This is a genomic window from Paucilactobacillus suebicus DSM 5007 = KCTC 3549 (assembly GCF_001434475.1).
Taxonomy (GTDB): Bacteria; Bacillota; Bacilli; order Lactobacillales; family Lactobacillaceae; genus Paucilactobacillus; species Paucilactobacillus suebicus.
In genome coordinates this window covers 71,777-92,562 of the sequence record NZ_AZGF01000007.1, presented here as the reverse complement: position 1 = coordinate 92,562, position 20,786 = coordinate 71,777, and the positions used below count along the sequence as shown (strand labels likewise).

General features: G+C 39.0%; 21 protein-coding genes and 1 other annotated feature. All 21 genes read left to right on the top strand.

What is annotated here, in order from left to right; translation table 11 throughout:
* Positions 1-3 precede the first annotated feature (3 nt).
* Entirely contained in the window at positions 4-951 is a 948-nt protein-coding gene (gene rsmH, locus FD16_RS04600; protein WP_010622434.1) for a 16S rRNA (cytosine(1402)-N(4))-methyltransferase RsmH, read from the top strand.
* 35 nt (positions 952-986) lie between these two features.
* The gene (gene ftsL2, locus FD16_RS04595) at positions 987-1,370 is read left to right on the top strand and encodes a cell division protein FtsL (RefSeq protein WP_010622433.1); all 384 of its coding nucleotides are present in this window, start codon (positions 987-989) and stop codon (positions 1,368-1,370) included.
* Complete coding sequence (locus tag FD16_RS04590) at positions 1,370-3,526, top strand: penicillin-binding transpeptidase domain-containing protein (protein WP_010622432.1); 2,157 nt, start codon at positions 1,370-1,372, stop codon at positions 3,524-3,526. The genes ftsL2 and FD16_RS04590 overlap by 1 nt, the downstream gene beginning before the upstream one ends.
* A gap of 18 nt (positions 3,527-3,544) precedes the next feature.
* Positions 3,545-4,507: a phospho-N-acetylmuramoyl-pentapeptide-transferase gene (gene mraY / locus FD16_RS04585; RefSeq protein ID WP_010622431.1), complete on the top strand. Its 963-nt coding sequence runs from the start codon at positions 3,545-3,547 to the stop codon at positions 4,505-4,507.
* Between the two features lie 13 nt (positions 4,508-4,520).
* Positions 4,521-5,894 carry a UDP-N-acetylmuramoyl-L-alanine--D-glutamate ligase gene (murD, locus tag FD16_RS04580; RefSeq protein ID WP_010622430.1) on the top strand — a complete coding sequence of 458 codons (1,374 nt, stop codon included), beginning with the start codon at positions 4,521-4,523 and terminating at the stop codon, positions 5,892-5,894.
* Positions 5,895-6,986 (top strand): undecaprenyldiphospho-muramoylpentapeptide beta-N-acetylglucosaminyltransferase, encoded by a 1,092-nt coding sequence (murG, locus tag FD16_RS04575; protein WP_010622429.1) that lies wholly within the window; start codon positions 5,895-5,897, stop codon positions 6,984-6,986. It begins immediately after the preceding gene.
* 31 nt (positions 6,987-7,017) lie between these two features.
* Positions 7,018-7,866: a cell division protein FtsQ/DivIB gene (locus FD16_RS04570; RefSeq protein WP_010622428.1), complete on the top strand. Its 849-nt coding sequence runs from the start codon at positions 7,018-7,020 to the stop codon at positions 7,864-7,866.
* Between the two features lie 177 nt (positions 7,867-8,043).
* The gene (gene ftsA, locus FD16_RS04565) at positions 8,044-9,438 is read left to right on the top strand and encodes a cell division protein FtsA (RefSeq protein ID WP_010622427.1); all 1,395 of its coding nucleotides are present in this window, start codon (positions 8,044-8,046) and stop codon (positions 9,436-9,438) included.
* Positions 9,439-9,463: 25 nt separating this feature from the next.
* Positions 9,464-10,678, top strand: a complete 1,215-nt coding sequence (gene ftsZ, locus FD16_RS04560) for a cell division protein FtsZ (protein ID WP_010622426.1) — start codon at positions 9,464-9,466, stop codon at positions 10,676-10,678.
* Between the two features lie 89 nt (positions 10,679-10,767).
* Positions 10,768-11,202: a cell division protein SepF gene (locus FD16_RS04555; protein ID WP_010622425.1), complete on the top strand. Its 435-nt coding sequence runs from the start codon at positions 10,768-10,770 to the stop codon at positions 11,200-11,202.
* Positions 11,203-11,219: 17 nt separating this feature from the next.
* Complete coding sequence (locus FD16_RS04550) at positions 11,220-11,483, top strand: YggT family protein (RefSeq protein WP_010622424.1); 264 nt, start codon at positions 11,220-11,222, stop codon at positions 11,481-11,483.
* A gap of 19 nt (positions 11,484-11,502) precedes the next feature.
* Positions 11,503-12,288, top strand: coding sequence for a YlmH family RNA-binding protein (locus FD16_RS04545; protein WP_010622423.1), 786 nt, complete (start codon positions 11,503-11,505; stop codon positions 12,286-12,288).
* Positions 12,289-12,318: 30 nt separating this feature from the next.
* Positions 12,319-13,029 carry a DivIVA domain-containing protein gene (locus FD16_RS04540; protein WP_010622422.1) on the top strand — a complete coding sequence of 237 codons (711 nt, stop codon included), beginning with the start codon at positions 12,319-12,321 and terminating at the stop codon, positions 13,027-13,029.
* A gap of 23 nt (positions 13,030-13,052) precedes the next feature.
* Positions 13,053-13,268 (top strand) — a binding site (T-box leader).
* A gap of 71 nt (positions 13,269-13,339) precedes the next feature.
* Positions 13,340-16,138, top strand: coding sequence for an isoleucine--tRNA ligase (gene ileS, locus FD16_RS04535; protein WP_010622421.1), 2,799 nt, complete (start codon positions 13,340-13,342; stop codon positions 16,136-16,138).
* A 131-nt stretch (positions 16,139-16,269) separates the two neighbouring features.
* Positions 16,270-17,265: a diaminopimelate epimerase gene (gene dapF / locus FD16_RS04530; RefSeq protein WP_010622420.1), complete on the top strand. Its 996-nt coding sequence runs from the start codon at positions 16,270-16,272 to the stop codon at positions 17,263-17,265.
* 14 nt (positions 17,266-17,279) lie between these two features.
* On the top strand, positions 17,280-17,501 hold the full coding sequence (locus tag FD16_RS04525) for a cold-shock protein (protein ID WP_010622419.1): 222 nt from the start codon (positions 17,280-17,282) through the stop codon (positions 17,499-17,501).
* Between the two features lies 1 nt (position 17,502).
* Positions 17,503-18,063: an NUDIX hydrolase gene (locus tag FD16_RS04520; protein WP_010622418.1), complete on the top strand. Its 561-nt coding sequence runs from the start codon at positions 17,503-17,505 to the stop codon at positions 18,061-18,063.
* Entirely contained in the window at positions 18,056-18,451 is a 396-nt protein-coding gene (locus FD16_RS04515; protein ID WP_010622417.1) for a hypothetical protein, read from the top strand. The genes FD16_RS04520 and FD16_RS04515 overlap by 8 nt, the downstream gene beginning before the upstream one ends.
* Positions 18,452-18,475: 24 nt before the next feature.
* Positions 18,476-19,171: a 5'-methylthioadenosine/adenosylhomocysteine nucleosidase gene (locus tag FD16_RS04510; RefSeq protein ID WP_029508394.1), complete on the top strand. Its 696-nt coding sequence runs from the start codon at positions 18,476-18,478 to the stop codon at positions 19,169-19,171.
* Positions 19,172-19,184: 13 nt separating this feature from the next.
* Positions 19,185-20,348: a cysteine desulfurase family protein gene (locus tag FD16_RS04505; protein WP_010622415.1), complete on the top strand. Its 1,164-nt coding sequence runs from the start codon at positions 19,185-19,187 to the stop codon at positions 20,346-20,348.
* Between the two features lies 1 nt (position 20,349).
* The gene (locus FD16_RS04500; RefSeq protein ID WP_010622414.1) at positions 20,350-20,691 is read left to right on the top strand and encodes a DUF1831 domain-containing protein; all 342 of its coding nucleotides are present in this window, start codon (positions 20,350-20,352) and stop codon (positions 20,689-20,691) included.
* The last annotated feature ends 95 nt before the right edge of the window (positions 20,692-20,786 follow it).

The window sequence follows — 20,786 nt, the reverse complement described above, 5'->3', positions numbered from 1 at the left end:
TGGATGTCCGAATTTAACCACATAACGGTTCTTCTAAATGAAGCCGTTGACGGCCTAAAAGTTAAGCCAACCGGACAGTACGTTGACGCAACACTTGGCGGCGGAGGACATACAAAAGCAATTTTGGATCGACTTGCTGATGGTGGCCATTTGTATTCGTTTGATCAAGATCAGACGGCAATTAATTACAATCAGACAAATTTGGCCAACTACATAGATGATGGCCGTTTGACTCTTGTAAAAAGCAATTTTAGAGATCTAAGTGAGGCACTAGGTAAGTTAGGTGTTCATAAGATAGATGGAATTGTTTATGATTTGGGAGTTTCATCACCACAATTTGACGATGCAAAGCGAGGTTTTAGTTACAATCACGATGCTCCGTTGGATATGCGGATGGACCAGAACCAGGACTTAACCGCTTTAGAGGTGGTCAATGAATGGCCATATAAAAAATTGATAAGAATTCTGAGCCGTTACGGTGAAGAAAAATTTTCAAAACAGATTGCGAGATCCATCGAAAGACATCGTGAAGAACAACCAATTGAAACAACGCTACAACTTGCCGAAATTGTGAAAAATGCGATACCGGCAGCTACAAGGCGGCATGGTGGCAATCCAGCAAAACGAAGCTTTCAGGCCGTTAGAATTGCTGTAAATGATGAATTGGGATCTTTAGAAGAGTCTCTTGAACAAGCACTTGAGCTTATCGATGTTAATGGACGAATTAGTGTAATAACCTTTCAATCTTTGGAAGATCGATTGGTTAAGTCAATGTTCAGAGAAAAGACGACTATCCAAGATTTGCCATCAGGAATTCCGGTAATTCCAGAAGAAATGAAACCGCATTACAGGTTGATTAATCGTAAGCCGATATTACCAAATCAGCAAGAATTGGAAAATAATCGTCGAGCGCATAGTGCAAAATTAAGAATTATTGAAAAAATTAAATAAAAATATTTTAAATTAAAAAAAGGAAAGTGATTAGCATGGCATCTAATGCTGCAAAACAATTACCGTTGGAAGAATTATCAATTAGCCAGCCACAAAGGAAACAGCAACCGGTTACAGAACCAAATGTTGTACCAGCTCCTGACAAGGTTGGTTGGTCGAAATTTGAAAAAGCACTGGTGACGGTATGTGGTATTGTGTTAACATTCATGATGATCTCGTTAGTTTCGGCTAAGATCGCAGTTACCAATGCGCAGCATAATTTGCAAAATGTTAATTCACAGATTACTAAGGTTAACAATAAGAACACAAGCGCAAATCAGGTGATTAGCGAGTTAACTAGTCAGAAACATTTGGAGCAAGTTGCCCAAAAGTATGGCTTGACGATTTCGAATTCAAATATAAGGAACGTTATTAAGTAATGAGTAAGCAACATAAACGAACGAATAGCAAACGAACAACAAAAAATCGCAAGATCTTTGGACAGTGGTTATTTTTCATTGCGATTGGCCTGTTTTTACTGCTGATCGTTCGTTTTTCTTATATTGCAATTTTTAAAGATGTAAAAAATGTTAATTTAAAACAACGAACAGAACAGTTGTACACACAAAAAAAGGTCATTCACGCAAAACGTGGCAAAATTTATGATTCTTCAGATGATGTACTGGCCGGAAATACTGAAACTTATTCTGTCTACGCAATTCTGGACCATAGTGATAAGACAGCTAGTGGTAAACCATTGTATGTGACAAACAAGAAGAAAACCGCTAAAGTTCTGTCCAAGTATTTGTCGATTTCTGAAGCAAAAGCCATGAAGATTATGACTCCATCAAAGAGTGGGACCTTTCAGGTTGAGTTTGGCAGTGCTGGGAACGATATTTCAGTGGATACCAAAGAAAAAATTCAAGCACAACATTTAACTGGGATTAATTTCACGGCAACTGCAACCAGAGAATATTCTTATGATAATTTTGCTTCACAGCTGATTGGATTGGCACAACCAAAGACAAACAGTAAAACTGGTGAGACAAAGTTGATTGGAGAGTTGGGAATTGAACAGGTATTTAATAAACAACTATCGGGTACAAATGGTGTAAAAAAAGCCAAAGAAGATAATTCTGGTTATCAAATCTCCAACACAGAACAAACTCCGAAAAAAGCCAAGAATGGCGACAATGTCTACACGACATTTAATAGCCAATTACAGACTTTACTAGAAAGTAAGGTTGAGGCAGCACAAAAATCTGCCAAAGGTCAATTCTTTAATGCAGTAGTTATGAACGCCAAAACTGGTGCAATCGTGGCTGCTACACAACGTCCTAATTATGAATCAAGTTCGGATCCTTCGTGGAGCAATGCATTAACTCAAGTAGCATACGAACCTGGATCAACGATGAAAGTATTTACTTTAAGTGCTGCAATTGATTCTGGTAATTTTAATGCTAACGGAGTTTATAAGTCAGGTACGTATGAACTTGGCGGTGGCGAAGTAACGGATTGGGACAAAGCCGGTTGGGGTTATATTACTTTCAAGCAGGCTTTTGAACGATCTAGTAACGTCGGAATGGCTCATTTGGAACAGAACATGGGTAGTTCTACTTGGAAGAAATATTTGCATAAATTTGGATTCCTACAAAAGGTTAATGTAGTTGGAACAAGTAATGAAACTAGTGGCAGTTCACCATTTAAGGGTGCCCTTGAGCAGGCTAATACTGCATTTGGACAAGGAATTACTGTGAATGTCATGCAGATGATGCAAGCATTTAGTGCAGTTGCAAATAATGGTAAAATGTTAAAGCCTTACTTCATAAGAAAGATCGTTGATCCAAATACGAATAAAACGGTTAAATCTTATGGTAAAAAAGTCGTTGGCAACCCAATTAGTGCAAGCACCGCAAAAAAAGTTAGAAAATTGATGCAAGGTGTAGTTTACGCAAGCGATGGTACCGGTAGTAAATATAAGATTAAAGGTTACAGAATCGCTGGTAAAACAGGTACTGCCGAATATAGCAGTGGTACATCTGGATATGAAAAGGGCACTAATGCATATATTTATTCCTTTGTGGGAATGGCACCAGCAAAAAATCCTGAATACGTCATGTATGTCACGATCAAAAAACCACAGAATACATCTACTCCAGCTGAAACATACTTAGCTAGTGTATTTGATCCTGTAATGAAACAGGCGCTGGATGATGCAAAATCTGCTAAACAAAAGAATGCAGGAACAGTTACTGTTAAAAATGTCGTTGGGCAACAGACTTCCACAGCGCAAAGTACTTTGTCAGGGCAAGGCATGACTGTCGTTGTGATTGGTAACGGAAATAAAGTTATGAGTCAGTCAATCGGTAAGGGAACAACGGTGCTAGCCAATAATAAGATTTTTATTGTTACAAGCGGTAAGACATCAATGCCTGATGTGAGCGGTTGGTCTAGTGCAGACGTGAATAAATTTGCCAAGCTGACAAAGCTTAATCTTACAATCAGTGGGAGCGGCTATGCTACCAGCCAGAGTATCAAAGCAGGAAGTCAGCTTCAAAGTGGGCAACAATTACAAGTTAAATTTAAGCAAAAATAATTAAAAGCGGGGAATATAATGAACTTTATAACTTTAATTTTCACAGTCATCAGTGGCTTTGTGATCACATTTGCACTCATGCCATCATTGATTAAGTATTTTAGAGCAAAAAAAGAAGGCCAACAAATTAGAGATGTTGGGCCAACGTGGCATGCTAAGAAAGCTGGTACCCCCACAATGGGTGGCTTATTATTTATACTTGCTGCTGTTATTACAGCACTGTGGGTATCAATTTGGCAAGGACAGTTGACTGGCACTATGTGGGCATTACTGTTTTCATTGGTAGCATATGGTCTGATCGGTATGTGGGATGACAGTATTAAAATATTTCATCATCAAAATGAGGGATTTAAGCCGTGGCAAAAAGCATTGGCGCAAGTAATTGCGGCAATGATTTTTACCGTTATATACCAACATGAAGGATTTCAAATGGGTTTTGGCATATTTAACTTTGGCTGGGGATTTGTTTTATTTATTATTTTTTGGATGGTTGGTTTCTCAAATGCAGTTAATTTATCAGATGGCCTTGATGGTTTAGTGACCGGGTTAGCAACAATTTCTTTTGTTGCATACACAGTGATTGCCATTTATCAGCATCAATATGATGTTGCAATTTTTTGTGTCGCAGTGATTGGTGGATTGATCGGCTTTTTCCCATTCAATCACAAACCAGCTAAAATATTTATGGGTGACATGGGCTCACTTGCATTAGGTGGATCATTAGCCGCAGTGTCATTAGTCCTTACTCACGAATTTTCTTTGCTAATTATTGGGATTGTTTATGTAATTGAAACAGCTAGTGTAATTTTACAAGTTGCATCGTTTAAACTAACTGGTAAAAGGATCTTTAAGATGAGCCCAATTCATCATCATTTTGAGATGTCAGGGTGGAGTGAATGGAAAGTTGACTATGTATTCTGGGCAGTTGGTGCAGTTGGCGCGATTGTTTCAGTAGTTACAATTTTATTAACAAATAATTAGGAGCGAATCAGAAATGGAAAGCATTAGCGATTATCAGGGTAAAAAAATATTGGTGATTGGATTGGGCAAAAGTGGTGTTTCAGTGGCAAAATTACTAATTCAGCTTGGTGCAAACGTCACGGTTAATGATAAGCAAGTACCCCAAGATACTAAAGACGTGGATGAATTGACAAAATTGGGGGTCGAAGTGATCACTGGTTCTCATCCATTATCACTAGCAGAAAAGGGATACGATCTTGTGGTAAAGAATCCTGGTATTTTTTATGATAATCCTCTAGTTGCAAAATTTGTGAATAATAAAACTCCAATTGTGACAGAAGTTGAAATTGCTGCTAAAGCATTTGATGGTACGTTAATCGGTGTTACCGGTAGTAATGGTAAAACGACTACAACAACGATGATCCACGATATCTTAACTCGCAGTAACAAAAATAAAATTTTTAAGGCTGGAAATATTGGTATTCCGTTTAGTGAAGTTGTCAGGAAAGCTGATAAAAATTCTAAAATCGTTGCTGAATTATCAAGTTTCCAGTTAGTTGGAACACAGCAGTTACATCCACACATTGCGGTAATTACCAACATTTTCTCTAATCATCTTGATTATCACAAAACTCGTAAAAATTATGTTAATGCCAAAATGAAAATTACTGCTAATCAAACATCAAGCGATTACTTTGTTATTAATTGGGATAATGATGAGTGGCAAGATTTAAGCAAAAAAACAGCAGCTAAGGTTGTTCCATTTTCTAGGTTGGGTAAGAGTCATGATGGCGCCTATGTTGATAACGGGATAATTTATTGGAAGAATGAAAAGATTATGCCGGCTGAGTCAATAAAAGCAGTGGGAGATCACAATGTGGAAAATGCACTGGCCGCGATTGTCGTTGCCAAAATTTGTGGGGTTGATAATGAAGATATTATTCATGTCTTGCATTCTTTTGGCGGTGTAAGACATCGAATGCAATTTGTGCTTGAGGCAGAAGGCCGCGAATACTATAACGATTCAAAGGCAACTGATATCGAAGCAACTGAAATGGCGCTAAAAGGGTTTAAACAACCAGTTGTACTGTTAGCTGGGGGGTTAGATCGGGGGTATACATTTGAAAAACTTGTACCTGCACTCAGACAACATGTAAAAGCAGTGGTGCTATTTGGCGAGTCCAAAGAAAAAATGGCCGATGCTGCTAAATTGGCCGAGATTAAAGATATAACTATCACGGAAAATTGTGAAACAGCTGTTCCTATTGCGTTCAATAAAAGTGACGTTGGTGATGTCATTTTGCTTTCACCAGCTAACGCTAGTTGGGATCAATATCCTAACTTTGAAGTACGTGGTGATAAATTTATTAAAGCAGTTGAACAACTTACAGGAAAGAAGGAAAAGTAATTGCGCTTAATGGTTTCCGGTGGCGGTACAGGTGGACATATTTATCCTGCACTGGCCTTAATTGAAAGATTGAAAGAACTAGAGCCAGATACTGAAGTACTGTATGTTGGTACTCACCGTGGCTTAGAGGACAAAATTGTTCCAGCCGCGGGAATTGATTTCAAGACAATTAAAATACAAGGATTTAAACGTTCGTTATCACTTGAGAACTTCAAAACAGTATACTTATTTTTAAAGAGTGTTCGAGACGCTCGTAAAATGGTTAAGGAATTTAAACCAGACGTTGTGTTAGGAACGGGTGGTTATGTGAGTGGTGCTGTTTTGTATGCAGCTGCAAAATTGCATGTTCCAACTGTCATTCACGAACAAAATAGTGTCGTTGGCGTTACCAATAAATTTTTAAGCCGTTACGTGACTCGTATTGGGATTGCATTTGAAGCTGCACGAAGCCAATTTCCACAGTCCAAGGTTGTTATGACTGGGAACCCGCGTGCTCAGCAAGTAGTTGGTAATAAAACAAACTATTCGTGGACTGAACTTGGATTAAAGGATGATAAACCAACTATGCTTATTTTTGGTGGGAGTCAGGGTGCACCAAAGATAAATACTAGTGTCGTTGAAGCCATTCAGAACTTTAATCAACGGGACTATCAGGTAGTATTTGCTACAGGTCAAAAACGATATCAACAAGTTATGAACCAAATTGGTGATCAGAATGTTGGAGAAAATGTGGTTATTAAGCCGTATATTAACAATATGCCAAGTATGATGCCGAAAGTTGCAGTAATTGTTGGTCGAGCTGGTGCAACGAGTATTGCTGAGATCACTGCGCTTGGTATTCCATCAATTCTAATTCCAAGCCCATATGTAACTGCAGATCATCAGACAAAGAATGCTCAGGCGTTAGTTAACCAAAATGCCGCTGAAATGATCAAGGAAGATGATCTTTCTGGTGAAACACTCAGTCAAGCAGCTGATAAACTGATGAATGATAATGATTTACGTCATCAAATGGCAGAAAATGCCCAAAAAATGGGAATGCCAGATGCCGCTGATCGTTTGATTGCACTATTGAAGGATGCAAAAAAGTAGATTGAACCTAGTTGAGAAGGAAGGGTGAACAATGGCGCATGATCGTAAAGAATTTTCACACAATAAATATGCCCAGAGACTGGCAGAAATCGACAAGCGTGAAAAAGAACGCGTAAAGCGGCATGCACACTTTTCTTCAGGTCAACCTGAAAAGCCAATTGGTAGTAAATTACCGAAATTAAAAAAGCAACGAGTTGATAGAACTACAATACGTGCAACTTTTTTAATTGTTTTTTTTATAATTATTATTGGAGTGATGGGGTTCATTGTATCTCCCTATAGTAAAATCAATAAAATTACTATAAGTGGCAATGACACCTTAACAGATAAACAAGTGCTGAGGGCTACCGGTATTACAAAACAAGATTTCATGTGGAACTTTAATAAAAAATCAAGTGAAATTGATAAAAAAGCCACCAAACAAAACCCGGAAATTAAAAAAGTTACAGTCAGTGTCACCAGTTTTAGGTCTATTAAAGTTCAGGTCACAGAAAATAAAATCATTGGTTCCGTATACAAGAATGGTAAATACTATCCAGTTTTGAGTAGTGGGTATATTTTGAATAATTCTCAAGCATCACCCATGAATGACGTTGCGGTTTATTCGGGTTTTAAGTCCAAACAAGTAATTATTCAGACCACAAAACAATATGCTAAGTTATCAAATTCTATTAAGAGTGGAGTATCCGAGGTTAAATTTCAACCAACAAAAAATGATCCACAACGGTTGAGAATCTTCATGAATGATGGCAATGAAGTGCTTGTTAAGTACACTAACCTGGCGGATAAGATGGCCTATTATCCCGGAATTGTTAGTCAAATGAGTGGGAACGGGGTCGTTAATTTAGAAGTTGGGGCGTACTCTCACACGTACAACTAAAAAAGGTAAACACTGGTTACGTTTTACATTAATTTAACAATTTAATAAAGTGATGTATAAATATCGACAAAGCCTTTCAGCACAATGGTTATGTGTGTTAAAATCGGTATAGTTCAATATGAATATTGGAAAACAAAAAGAATATTATAAAAAAACAAATAGGAGGGTTCCACGTAAATGGATAATTCAGGAATTTACGTTGGATTAGATATTGGAACCACCTCGATTAAAGCGATTGTTTGTGAAAAAGTTAAGGGACAGTTGAAAGTCGTTGGTGTTGGCACTCAACCGTCAGCCGGTCTTAACAAAGGAATTATTGTGGATATCGATAAAACTGCTCAAGCAATTTCAAAAGCAGTTGCACAGGCGGAAGAGAAGTCTAATGTAAAAATTAAAGATGTAATTGTCGGGTTACCAGCAAACTACCTGAAGGTCGAAAATTGTACAGGCATGATTACGGTAGCAGAACAGGGACAGTCCCGTGAAATTGTGGATCAAGACGTCGTTGGAGTAGCAAAAGCTGCACTTATACAGAGTATGCCTCCTGAACGAGAGGTTATCGATCTGATCACTAATGAGTTTGTGGTTGATGGGTTCGACAAGATCAAGGATCCACGAGGAATGGTTGGAGTTCGTCTTGAATTGCATGGTATTTTGTTCACTGGGCCCAAGACCGTCGTCCATAACACAACCAAAGCGATTCAAAAGGCTGGACTTAACGTTCTCGATATGGTTGTTGCACCGCTATCTTTAGGTCGTCAGGTTTTGAATGATGGGGAGCAAGACTTTGGTGCTGTGGTCATTGATATAGGTGGTGGTCAAACAACTGCCAGTGTCATGCATGACCATCAGTTGAAATTTACGTATGTTGATCCCGAAGGTGGACAGTATATTACCAAAGATATTTCTGTGGTTCTTAATACTTCACTACAAAATGCGGAACGGCTTAAGAGAGATTACGGATATGCAGATGCAAGTCAAGCATCGGCCACGACAACCTTTTCTGTTGACGTTGTTGGACAACAAGACCCTGTCGAGATTAACGAAGAATATTTATCTGAAGTAATTGAGGCGCGTGTCAGTCAAATATTTGATCGAATTAATAAGCAATTGAAAAAGGCAAGTGCTCTTGAATTACCTGGTGGAATTATCCTGACCGGTGGAGCAACCGCGTTACCTGGAATCGCCGAATTAGCTCAAAATTATTTTGAAGCTAGTGCAAAAGTTTATGTACCAGATCAGATGGGAATTCGCCACCCTGCATTTACGCTTGGACTGTCGCTTGCAGAATATGAGGTTGCACTTGTTGATGTTGATTTACTTGTCAAACAGGCAGTTGGATATACAAGTCGTCATCTTCAATTGTCTACTCCAAATGCATCTGCGGCGCCTGCACGTGAACCAAAGAAGCGCAAGCAGGCATCACGAGTAAATCGTCAAAATACTAGACCGTCATCACATAATGTGCCGCAGGAATCTAAGCAAAACCAATCTGAAACAAAAGACACGAAGCAACCCAAAAAAAATCATCTTGAAGGTGTAAAGAAATTCTTTAACAACTTTTTTGATTAATCAGCAGCGATGGAGGAATTAAGATATGGATTATTCAATGGAAGCCGGACAGGAGTTTGGCGCAAAAATTAAAGTCATCGGAGTCGGTGGTGGTGGCAGTAACGCTGTCAATCGCATGATTTCGGAGGATGTCAACGGAGTTGAATTTATTGTTGCAAACACTGATGTACAGGCACTAGACGCTTCAAGTGCGGAAACTAAAATTCAACTCGGGCCTAAACTAACTAAGGGATTGGGAGCAGGATCGAATCCTGAGATTGGTGAAAAAGCTGCCGAAGAAAGTGAAGAACAGATTGCACAGTCTCTGGAAGGCGCAGATATGGTTTTTGTGACTGCCGGAATGGGTGGTGGAACTGGAAATGGTGCTGCTCCTATTGTTGCAAAGATTGCTAAGGACCAAGGAGCATTAACTGTTGGTGTTGTGACACGACCATTTAGTTTTGAAGGACCAAAACGTGGCAGATATGCTGCTGAGGGCGTTGCAAAAATGAAGGACGCCGTTGATACTTTGATTGTGATTGCTAACAACCGTTTGTTGGAAATGGTTGACAAAAAGACTCCAATGATGGAAGCTTTCAAAGAGGCCGATAACGTGCTACGTCAGGGTGTTCAAGGAATTTCTGATTTAATTACTTCACCAGGATATGTCAACTTGGATTTTGCTGATGTGAAGACAGTTATGTCAAATCAAGGATCTGCCTTAATGGGAATTGGTTCAGCTAATGGTGAAAATAGAACTGCCGATGCGACTAAGCAGGCGATCTCATCACCATTACTTGAGGTATCAATTGATGGTGCTGATAATGTCTTGTTGAACATTACTGGTGGTCCGGACTTGTCATTGTTTGAAGCACAGGATGCTTCAGATATTGTTACACAAGCAGCAACTACTGATGTCAACATCATTTTTGGGACTTCGATTGACGAAAATCTTGGAGATGAAGTGCGTGTGACAGTTATTGCAACTGGCATCGATCATGACAAAAAGCAAAGCACACCTACCAAGCGTGCTGAAACAACGCAAGCTCCTGCACACCAACAACAAGATGATCCATTTGGAGACTGGGATGTTCAAACAACGCCTAGTTCGGATAAAAATGGAAAATCTGAACGTGCTAGCGAACTTGATAGTGTAGAAAAACCAGAGTTCAATGTTTTTAACAACACTGGTGATGATGACAATGATGCAGATGATGATGGACTAGATACTCCACCATTTTTCAAGAAGCGTCGTTCATAATTTAAATATGTGAGGCGTGGGGACGATCAGGATGGCTTTTATAGATGATCGACCCTATTTTAAAATTAGACATGTAAGGAGGAATGATCATGGCTGGAAAATTTAGTTTAAATAATTTTTTTGGAATTGATGATGAGGAAGAGCAAGATAGTCAATATTATGAAGATACAGGTACTACGGACTCAACTCCTGCAACTGGAAACAGAAGTCAGAAGGTGGTTTCAATTAATAGTGGACGTCAGAATACGGATTATGGAAAAATTTCTTTATTTGAACCACGGCTTTATTCAGATGTTAAGGAAATTGCAACTCAACTTTTGAACGAACGTGCCATCATCGTAAACTTTACTCAGATGGATACAGCAGAAGCAAAAAGAGTTGTTGATTTTCTTAATGGAACTGTCTTTGCAATTGATGGTTCTATTGAACGAGTTGGAGATCAAATCTTTCTTTGCACACCACATAATTATGAAATTTCAGGTAATTTATCGGCAAACCTGACTAAAGATCAGGATAATTTCTAAAAAGTAGAGGTATTATTTTGATCGGATTTATTTTTTACGCGATTGAACAGTTACTTAATCTGTACGCGATGGTTATCGTTGTTTGGGCACTTCTTTCGTGGTTTCCAGGTGCCTCACAAAGTCGGTTGGGTCAATTGTTAGATCGACTAGTGGTTCCATATATTCGTTTGTTTAACTTCATTCCGCCTTTAGGCGGAATTAGTTTTTCACCATTAGTTGCGTTAATGGTGGTGTACCTTGCACAGCATGGTGTTTCATACCTATACATGCTATTAGTTTAAGTTAAGGAGTAAGTTAGTAATGGCTGGCGAAGTAGAGCAACACTTTCGACCGGAAGAAGCACAGCTAATCGATGCGATTAATCAATGGATTACACAGGCCATTGATCAGTATAGCCCGGTTTTAACACACTTCATGAACCCGAGACAACGTTACATCGCTCAAACATTAGTTAATCGTCAAGATGATGTATCTATTTTGAGCAATGGTGGATTTTCAAATGCTGAAATGCAGCGATTACTGATTTACCCGACGTATTATCAACCAGAAATTGAAGATTTTCAGATTCAAGTATTGGATGTTAAGTATCCCGAAAAGTTTGCAGAAATTAAACATCGGCAAATTCTAGGAACGTTAGTAAGTCAGGGCATTGAACGAGAAACTTTTGGTGACATCATCACTGATGGACATAAATGGCAGGTAATGGTCGAGGCAAACTTGAGCGATTACATTCGGGTTCAAGTTGATAAAATTGCTAACATTCGGGTTCAATTAATACCAATTAGTCTCGATGATGTGATCAGTCAGATTTCTGATGCAGAGGAAATTCAGACTACTGTGAGTTCTTTGCGTCTGGACGCGATTATTGCTAGTTCTTTTAACTATTCTCGCAACCGATCAAAAGAGTTGATAGAACACGGTAAGGTAAGACTGAATTGGGAAGATATAGATAAACCGGACTATCCTGTTGCAATTCACGATTTGATATCTGTGCGGCATGGTGGTCGGATAAAACTGACTGATGTCGGTAATCCAACGAAGAAAAATAAGTTACATGTATCTCTACTGCTTATTACGGCAAATTAGAGTAACAGAAGTAATATTGGAGGAATTTAGATGAGTTTATCAGCAGAAGATATTCAAAATAAAAAATTTTCGTCAAAAATGAGAGGCTATAACACTGATGAAGTTAACGATTTTTTAGATCAGGTGCTTAGTGATTTTCAGACTTTGAGTGAAAAGAACCATGATTTAGAAGAAACTGTTAAGGCAGATCAGGAGAAGCTTAAGTATTTTACCGAACTGAAAGATTCATTGAATCAATCAATTTTGGTGGCGCAGGAAGCTGCTGATAAAGTTAAATCTAATGCTCAAAAAGAGGCTGATATTACCTTAAGAGAAGCCCAAAAGCAGGCAACAGATATTGTGTCTGAGGCTAATGAAAAAGCAAATCAGTTGATTTCCAATGCGGCAGATTCGACACGTAAGTTAACCGTAGAAACTAATGATTTAAAGAAACAAACTCGTATATTCCGACAAAGACTGCAAGTTATGTTGGAGTCTCAGCTCGCCGTCGTTAAGAGTGATGATTGGGATGAGCTACTTAAAGAATCCGACGTTAGTTCTTATGATGAGATACAAAAGGTTTTGGGAAAGACGCTTGACAATGATGGAAGTGAGAGTGTAAACTCAGATTCATCGAGCATAAGTGCTGTGGATGATCAGCAGGTCGAAATTGTTCAAGTCGATGATGTTGAGCAAGATACACCTGAGGATAATGGTAACAATGGGGAAACTGTTGTTATTTTCCCGGACAGTGAATCTTAAGCACTTGGCGAATAGCTGAATATGATAAAATAATGATGAGAACAGCAAGTTAGTATACGATTCCTTAAGCGAGCCGGTGATTGGTGTGAGATCGGTAGGACCAAGTTATTAATAGATCATCTCTGAATATCTGACTGAGTTTTAGTAGGTTGGATCGGTCCATCACCGTTAATTCATGACTTAAGAGAATATTTTTTTATTCTGAATTTGGGTGGTACCACGAAGACTTCGTCCCTTGCGGACTTGGTCTTTTTTATTTTCAACATATTATCAGCGCTACATACAATGATTAATTTAGGAGGAAAATACTATGCGAGTGAAAGAAACATTGAACTTAGGTAAAACTAAGTTCCCAATGCGAGGTAATTTGCCGGTTAAAGAAGTTGAACGACAAAATATCTGGTCTGAAAACAAAGTATACGAACAACGTCAAAAATTGAATGAGGGTAAACCAACCTTTGTGCTTCATGATGGCCCTCCATATGCCAATGGAAATATCCACATTGGTCATGCGCTTAATAAAATTACAAAGGATATTATTGTTCGTTATAAATCAATGTCTGGTTTCCGTGCACCATACGTTCCAGGATGGGACACTCATGGATTACCAATTGAGCAGCAATTAACTAAGATGGGATACGATCGCAAAAAGATGAATACATCTGATTTCCGTGATCTATGTCGTAAGTATGCGTTAGAACAAGTTGATAAACAACGTGAAGATTTTAAACGTTTAGGTGTAGCTGGTGAATGGAACAATCCATATCTAACGTTACAAAAGGAGTACGAAGCTGCTCAGGTGCGTGTTTTTGGTGCTTTTGCTAAACGCGGATTACTTTATCGAGGTAAAAAACCCGTTTTCTGGTCATGGTCTTCTGAATCAGCACTTGCCGAAGCCGAGGTTGACTACAAGGACGTTACATCACCATCTGCCTTTTATGGAGAACAAGTTGTTGATGGTAAGGGTGTGCTAGATGACAATACCTATATGGTTGTTTGGACAACTACCCCATGGACAATTCCCGGTTCTGAAGGAATTACTATTGATGCCACCTTTGACTACGCAGTTGTTACCCATAGTGGTGATGATCGGAAGTTTGTTTTAGCTGCAGAATTAGTTAATAAATGTGCTGAACTGTTTGAATGGGAAGACGTCAAAATCCTGAAGACAGTTAAGGGTAAGGATCTTGATCGTGTTACTGCGCAGCATCCATTTTTCCCAGAGAAGAAATTAGTAACAATGCTTGGCGATTTTGTTACGCTTGATGCAGGTACTGGCCTTGTCCATACTGCCCCTGGCTTTGGTGAAGATGACTACTATGTTGGCAAACAATATGGTTTAGATATCTTTGTTCCAGTGAACGATCAAGGCTATTTAACCAAGGAAGCAGGCCCAGATTTTGAGGGTGTATTCTATGATGATGCCAACCAAATTTCTCTGGACAAATTAAAGGATCAAGGATTACTACTGAAATACATGCCAATCAAGCATAGTTATCCATTTGACTGGCGGACGAAGAAACCAATTATTTTCCGTGCTACTGACCAATGGTTTGCATCTGTTGACAAGATTCGTGATGAAATTTTGTCAGCCATTGATGATGTTAAATTCTATCCAAGCTGGGGTAAGGTCCGACTTCATAACATGATTAAGGACCGTGGAGATTGGGTAATATCTCGTCAACGTGTTTGGGGTGTTCCGTTGCCAATTTTTTATGGTGAAGATGGTACGGCAATTATGACTGAAGAGACGATCAATCATGTTGCAGATTTGTTTGCCGAACATGGATCAAATGTTTGGTTTGATCGAGAAGCAAAAGACTTACTTCCTGAAGGATTCACCAGTGAACACTCACCGAATGGTAAGTTTACAAAAGAAAATGATATTATGGATGTCTGGTTTGATTCTGGCTCCTCACATCAGGCAGTGTTGGCCGAACGTGAAAACTTAACTTATCCTTCAGATATGTACATGGAAGGTTCAGATCAATATCGTGGTTGGTTTAACTCGAGTTTGATTACTAGTGTGGCAGTATCAGGGCATGCGCCATACAAGTCAATCTTGTCCCAAGGATTTACCTTGGATGGCGAAGGTCGTAAGATGAGCAAATCTATTGGTAATACGATCGAACCGAATAAGGTTGTTAAGCAAATGGGTGCAGAAATCATTCGTCTGTGGGTAATGAGCGTTGATTCATCTGCCGACGTTCGTGTGTCAATGGAAATCTTTAAGCAAGTTTCCGAAAGCTATCGCAAGTTCCGTAATACCATGCGGTTCTTGTTGGCGAATACTACTGATTTTGATCCTGAAAAAGATTCACTTAAATATGATGATTTAGAATCTGTAGATAAGTTTATGCTTGTAAAGTTGAATGAATTTGTTGAAAGTACGGAAAAACACTTTGATAATTATGAATTTCTTGATATTTATAAGCAGTTAATGAATTTTGTGACAACTGAACTTTCAGCGTTCTACATGAATGTGGCAAAGGATGTTGTGTATATTGATGGTGCAAATTCGAAAACTCGTCGTTCAATGCAAACAGTCTTTTATAAGGTACTTGTTACCATGACAAAGCTTTTGACACCAGTATTGCCACATACGACTGAAGAAATTTGGCAATATTTGAAGGAACCTGAAGAATTTGTTCAATTGGCAGAAATGCCTCAGGTTGATCACTATGAAGGTGAAGAAGAACTTCTTAAAAAGTGGGATTCATTCATGGAAATTCGCACTCACGTCCTTAAGGGGCTTGAAGAAGCCAGAAATGAAAAATTGATTGGTAAATCTCTTGAAGCCAGACTTGATCTATATCTATCGCAATCCAACCAGGACGTTTTAAACAGCATGGATGGTAATGTTCGACAGTGGTTAGAGGTTTCTGATTTACATGTGTCTTCACTTGAAGAAACTCCTGCGGACGCTGAGAAATTTAACGATGGTGTTGCGTTAAAAGTTTCAAAGGCCGCGGGTGAAGTATGTCAACGTTGTCGAATGACTACACAAGATGTCGGTAGTGACGTAGCATATCCACAGTTATGTGCGCGTTGTGCTCATATTGTTCGTGAGGAATTTCCTGAAACCGTGAATGAGGGATTGGAAAAATAAACCTTTTTTCATAATTTATTTAAATCGACGTTATGTTAATACTGAACGAATGACTTTTAAAGACTAACGGTGTAGAATACCAAGTAATGAAAATTACTTGGTATTTTTTTGCCAAGATGGGGTGAAGATAAATGGAATTATTAAAAGTACACGGTTCTGGTAATGATTTTTATATGCTGGATGCTCAAAAAATGGATAAGCAGTTGAGTGAAAGTGAACTTAGACAACTAGCTATTAATATTTGTGACCGTGACAACGGCCTCATTGACGGTGCCGATGGCCTCTTGTTTGTAGATAAGGCTGACCATGAGGGACCACTTGGAAGAATGCGTGTGATTAATGCTGATGGTAGTGAGGCAAGCATGTGTGGTAACGGGTTACGAAGTGTAGCACGTTATTTGGCTGAAGAAAATCGGCAGCAGTCATTTTCTGTGCAAACGATGGAAGCAGATTTGCCAGTAGCTAAAATGCCAGATTTAGCTGAAGGTGTCGCTACTTATCAGGCACATATTGCACCGGTCAGTTTTAAGGCTGAAGATTTGAAAATGCACGTTAATGATGGAGCAGATACTTTAGTGGATCAAGCAATTGCTGAATTAGACACCAACCTTAAATTTACCGCTGTGGCAGTGCCTAATCCTCACTTGATTGCTTTTGTAGATCAGGATACATTAGAGAGTGACGAATTAGGAGAACTAGGTCGCTATCTAAATAATGGTAACAACCCTGTCTTTCCTGATGGTGTAAATGTTAGTTTTGTTAGAATCATTGGCCAGAACAATATTTTTGTACGGACCTTTGAACGTGGTGTTGGATATACTAATGCTTGTGGTACTGCAATGTCAGCATCAAGTCTGGTTAGTGTATTACTTCATAGTGATGAAGTAGCCAATAATGCTGAGATAACCGTTCAAAATCCTGGCGGGATTGTTAAAACACGTGTTCATCACCAGATTGCCGGTGGTGAGGACTATATTGATTTAATTGGTAATGCAACATTCGTTCGGACAGTTAACCTTTCTTTGGAAGACGCATTGAATGGTGATTTTTCTCATGCCGTAAAAGAAGAAACAGACGAACAGAAAAGTTACGAAGACTTTGTTGCTGGCTTGCAACTTCAACAGTAAGGAGACCATCGGTAATGCTTGGACGTGTAAAAAATTTTGATGAACATAAAGGTTTTGGGTTTATTGAAGTACTAAATGAACCGGATGTGTTTGTTCACTTTAGTGGTATTGAGGGTACAGGCAGGCGGACGCTTGTTCCAGGACAAGAGGTTGAACTAGTTGTCGTTCAGGGAGTTCGTGGACCTCAAGCGGCCCATGTAACTGTCGTGGATGATCAAGAGAAAGGAAACATTTGATTTGTCACTCGAAGAAAAGCGGTTATCTTCCGAAACGATTTTTCATGGATATGTCATGGATTTGGAGTTAGCACAGGTTCAATTGCCAAGTGGGCAAAAAACCAGACGTGAAATTGTCCGTCATGCGCCAGCGGTTGCACTGCTTGCTATTAATGATCAAAATGAGATGTTATTGATGCGCCAGTGGCGTGCTGCCGTTAATAAGGCAACGCTTGAAATCCCCGCTGGTAAGGTGGATAGTCGTGATGATAGCGCACTACATGCAGCTATTCGTGAATTAAATGAAGAAACTAGGTTGGCTGCAGACAAAATTACAGAGGTTAGTTCGTTTTATACCTCGGTTGGCTTTTGTGATGAACATATGACACTTTATTTGGCAACTGGGTTGTCACCGGTAGAAAACGAGTTACCACAAGATGAGGATGAAAATTTACAAATGATCCATGTTAGTTTGAATCAAGCAAACCAAATGATTGCTACTGGTGAGATTAATGATGCTAAAACAATTATGGCAATATATTATTGGCAAGGATTGAAATTACGTGGTGAACTGAATGGCTAAAGATGAACAAGAACAAGAACCTTTATCTCGGCAGGCTTATCGTCGGCAACATAAGGAACAACAGGAACCAACCCAAGAAAAAAGGGTTGGTTCCTTTAGACGTCGGATTCAACCAAAGGATGAACGGGATAAACCTACGGAAGATCAAATTGATGAAAATGAACCAAACGAGACCAGGTCGGGTAATGAATTTAATACGAGACGAAGTAATCATCAAAATACTGACTTGGATGATCAGCCAAATGATGAAGATGTAAGAACCTCACGTTCAGGCGTTGGCACGGTTGAATTTAAGGTTCAAAGGCTAAAACATAAATTAAATATTGCTATTATTTGTTTAGTAGTTGCAATCGTGATTGTATATTTGATTTTATTTTTTGTTGGATAATTAATGAAAGTTGGAATTAGTGATATGAAGTTTGGAATTATTTGTGCAATGCCTGAAGAAATTAAGGAATTGATAGCTGCATTGGATGATGAAAAGAAGACGGTGTTAGGCGGTAAAAATTATTTTGAAGGAACAATTAAAGGACAATCTGTTGTGTTGGTCGAATCCGGAATTGGTAAGGTTGAAGCTGGTATTACGACAGAACATTTGATTGTTGAATTTAGCGCAGACGTAGTAATTAATTCTGGATCTGCAGGTGGAATTGGAGAAGGACTCCATGTTGGAGATGTTGTTGTGTCGTCTGCAACAGCTTATCATGACGTTAATGCTACTGCCTTTGGCTATAAGCCAGGTCAGTTGCCAGGACAACCTGCTGTTTTTGAAGCGTCTGAAAAGTGGGGAAATCAAATTGTTAACGCTGGGAAAGAAACAGGATTGAAGGTCACCAGAGGATTAATTGTTAGTGGAGACCAGTTTATTGCCAGCAAAGAGGCAATTAATAATATTTTGGCTAATTTTCCAGATGCGCTTTCTAGTGAAATGGAAGGAGCAGCTGTTGGCCAGGTCGCAACGGATCACAGTGTACCATACGTCGTTGTCAGAGCGATGTCTGATACAGGGGATGAAGATGCAGGAGTTTCTTTTGATGAGTTTATTATTGAAGCTGGAAAACGCTCAGCTCAAATGCTGTTAAATTTCTTCACGGCTCAAGCAAAGTAGAGGAGTTTTAATTTTGGAACAGATTTACTTAGACAATGCGGCAACAACTCCAATGTCTGAGGAGGTAATTGCCGAGATGACGGATAAGATGCAGAACGTTTTTGGAAATGCATCCACTGGATACAGTTTTGGCAGACAAGCTGCAATGGTGATGAATGAAGCACGTCATACAATTGCACAGAGTATTAACGCGCATGATAACGAAATTATTTTTACCAGTGGTGGCAGTGAAAGTGATAATACGGCAATTTTGCAAACTGCTGAAGCTAGACAAGGATTGGGCAAGCATATTATTACAACTGCCGTTGAACATGAGGCAGTTTTAAAGCCATTACATTATTTGGAAAATAAGGGATTTGACGTTACCTACCTGCCCGTTGATGAACACGGAGAAATCTCGATCGATGATTTTAAGAATGCACTTCGTGATGATACAATCCTTGTTTCAATAATGATGGGCAATAATGAGGTTGGTAGTCGAATGCCGATCCATGAAATTGGTGAAATTCTCAAGGATCATCAGGCATGGTTTCATACTGATGCTGTTCAAACTTATGGTCTATTGGACATTGATGTCGATGCGGATCATATTGATATGCTTTCGACATCTGCACACAAAATTAACGGGCCTAAAATGATTGGTTTCTTGTATCGAAGAGAAGGAATTAATTTTCAGAGTTTTGTTAAGGGCGGGGATCAGGAAACAAAGAGACGAGCAGGAACAGAGAACGTACCTGCGATTGCTGCGTTTGGAAAGGCAGTTTCAGTCTTGACTAGTGACGAAAAAAATCACCGTCAGGCAAAGTATTTTCAATTCAAACAACAAATTAGTGACGGACTGAAGAAAAATAATATCGATTTTGAAGTAAATGGTGTTGTAGCACCTGATCGGTTAAATCACGTTTTTAACATTTGGATTAAGGGCATTTCGACTTATGTTATTCAAACAAATCTTGATTTGGCAGGTTTTGCAGTCTCTGGTGGTTCTGCATGTACCGCAGGCAACCTTGAACCTTCACATGTATTGACGGCGATGTTTGGAGCTGATAGTCCTCGAATCGGTGAGTCAATTAGAATTAGTTTTGGTCGATATACGACTAGTGACCAGATTACAAAGTTTATTGATGCCCTTGCAAAAATTGTGGCCCGTCTTGGTCAGAAGAGCGAGGTAAATTAATATGGCATTTTCTAAGCAGGTTCAAGTAAAAGGCGATAGTGACATATATCAAATAAGTCCTAATGTTAAAAAATATACTTTGAGAGATTTAGGATTTGATCCAACACGACATGGTGCCTTTGTTTATGTTGGTTCACTAGATACAGCGTCACCATTTAATGCTGCTGCCAAATTAAAAATAACTATTAATGCAGATTTAGACGAATTTAAAATGGATACAGTGAATACAAGTGGAACCGCATCGGTCAATATTTTTAATCACTCTCGCGCTGATGAATTTGTAACTCAATATCACTTTATACTAAACGAAATGATTGATAGAGATGTATTTGTCAAACTATAATGCGTGCATATAAAAGTTAAGTTTGTTATAATGGCAAGCACTGGATTGTTGCGACCTTCAATCGTAGATTTTTCCAGAATCTATTTGAAATGATG

Bases quoted from the DNA above. Each gene is read 5' to 3' on its own strand.
- rsmH (WP_010622434.1), top strand. From the start codon at position 4: ATGTCCGAATTTAACCACATAACGGTTCTTCTAAATGAAGCCGTTGAC.
- ftsL2 (WP_010622433.1), top strand. From the start codon at position 987: ATGGCATCTAATGCTGCAAAACAATTACCGTTGGAAGAATTATCAATT.
- FD16_RS04590 (WP_010622432.1), top strand. From the start codon at position 1,370: ATGAGTAAGCAACATAAACGAACGAATAGCAAACGAACAACAAAAAAT.
- mraY (WP_010622431.1), top strand. From the start codon at position 3,545: ATGAACTTTATAACTTTAATTTTCACAGTCATCAGTGGCTTTGTGATC.
- murD (WP_010622430.1), top strand. From the start codon at position 4,521: ATGGAAAGCATTAGCGATTATCAGGGTAAAAAAATATTGGTGATTGGA.
- FD16_RS04570 (WP_010622428.1), top strand. From the start codon at position 7,018: ATGGCGCATGATCGTAAAGAATTTTCACACAATAAATATGCCCAGAGA.
- ftsA (WP_010622427.1), top strand. From the start codon at position 8,044: ATGGATAATTCAGGAATTTACGTTGGATTAGATATTGGAACCACCTCG.
- ftsZ (WP_010622426.1), top strand. From the start codon at position 9,464: ATGGATTATTCAATGGAAGCCGGACAGGAGTTTGGCGCAAAAATTAAA.
- FD16_RS04555 (WP_010622425.1), top strand. From the start codon at position 10,768: ATGGCTGGAAAATTTAGTTTAAATAATTTTTTTGGAATTGATGATGAG.
- FD16_RS04545 (WP_010622423.1), top strand. From the start codon at position 11,503: ATGGCTGGCGAAGTAGAGCAACACTTTCGACCGGAAGAAGCACAGCTA.
- FD16_RS04540 (WP_010622422.1), top strand. From the start codon at position 12,319: ATGAGTTTATCAGCAGAAGATATTCAAAATAAAAAATTTTCGTCAAAA.
- ileS (WP_010622421.1), top strand. From the start codon at position 13,340: ATGCGAGTGAAAGAAACATTGAACTTAGGTAAAACTAAGTTCCCAATG.
- dapF (WP_010622420.1), top strand. From the start codon at position 16,270: ATGGAATTATTAAAAGTACACGGTTCTGGTAATGATTTTTATATGCTG.
- FD16_RS04525 (WP_010622419.1), top strand. From the start codon at position 17,280: ATGCTTGGACGTGTAAAAAATTTTGATGAACATAAAGGTTTTGGGTTT.
- FD16_RS04515 (WP_010622417.1), top strand. From the start codon at position 18,056: ATGGCTAAAGATGAACAAGAACAAGAACCTTTATCTCGGCAGGCTTAT.
- FD16_RS04510 (WP_029508394.1), top strand. From the start codon at position 18,476: ATGAAGTTTGGAATTATTTGTGCAATGCCTGAAGAAATTAAGGAATTG.
- FD16_RS04500 (WP_010622414.1), top strand. From the start codon at position 20,350: ATGGCATTTTCTAAGCAGGTTCAAGTAAAAGGCGATAGTGACATATAT.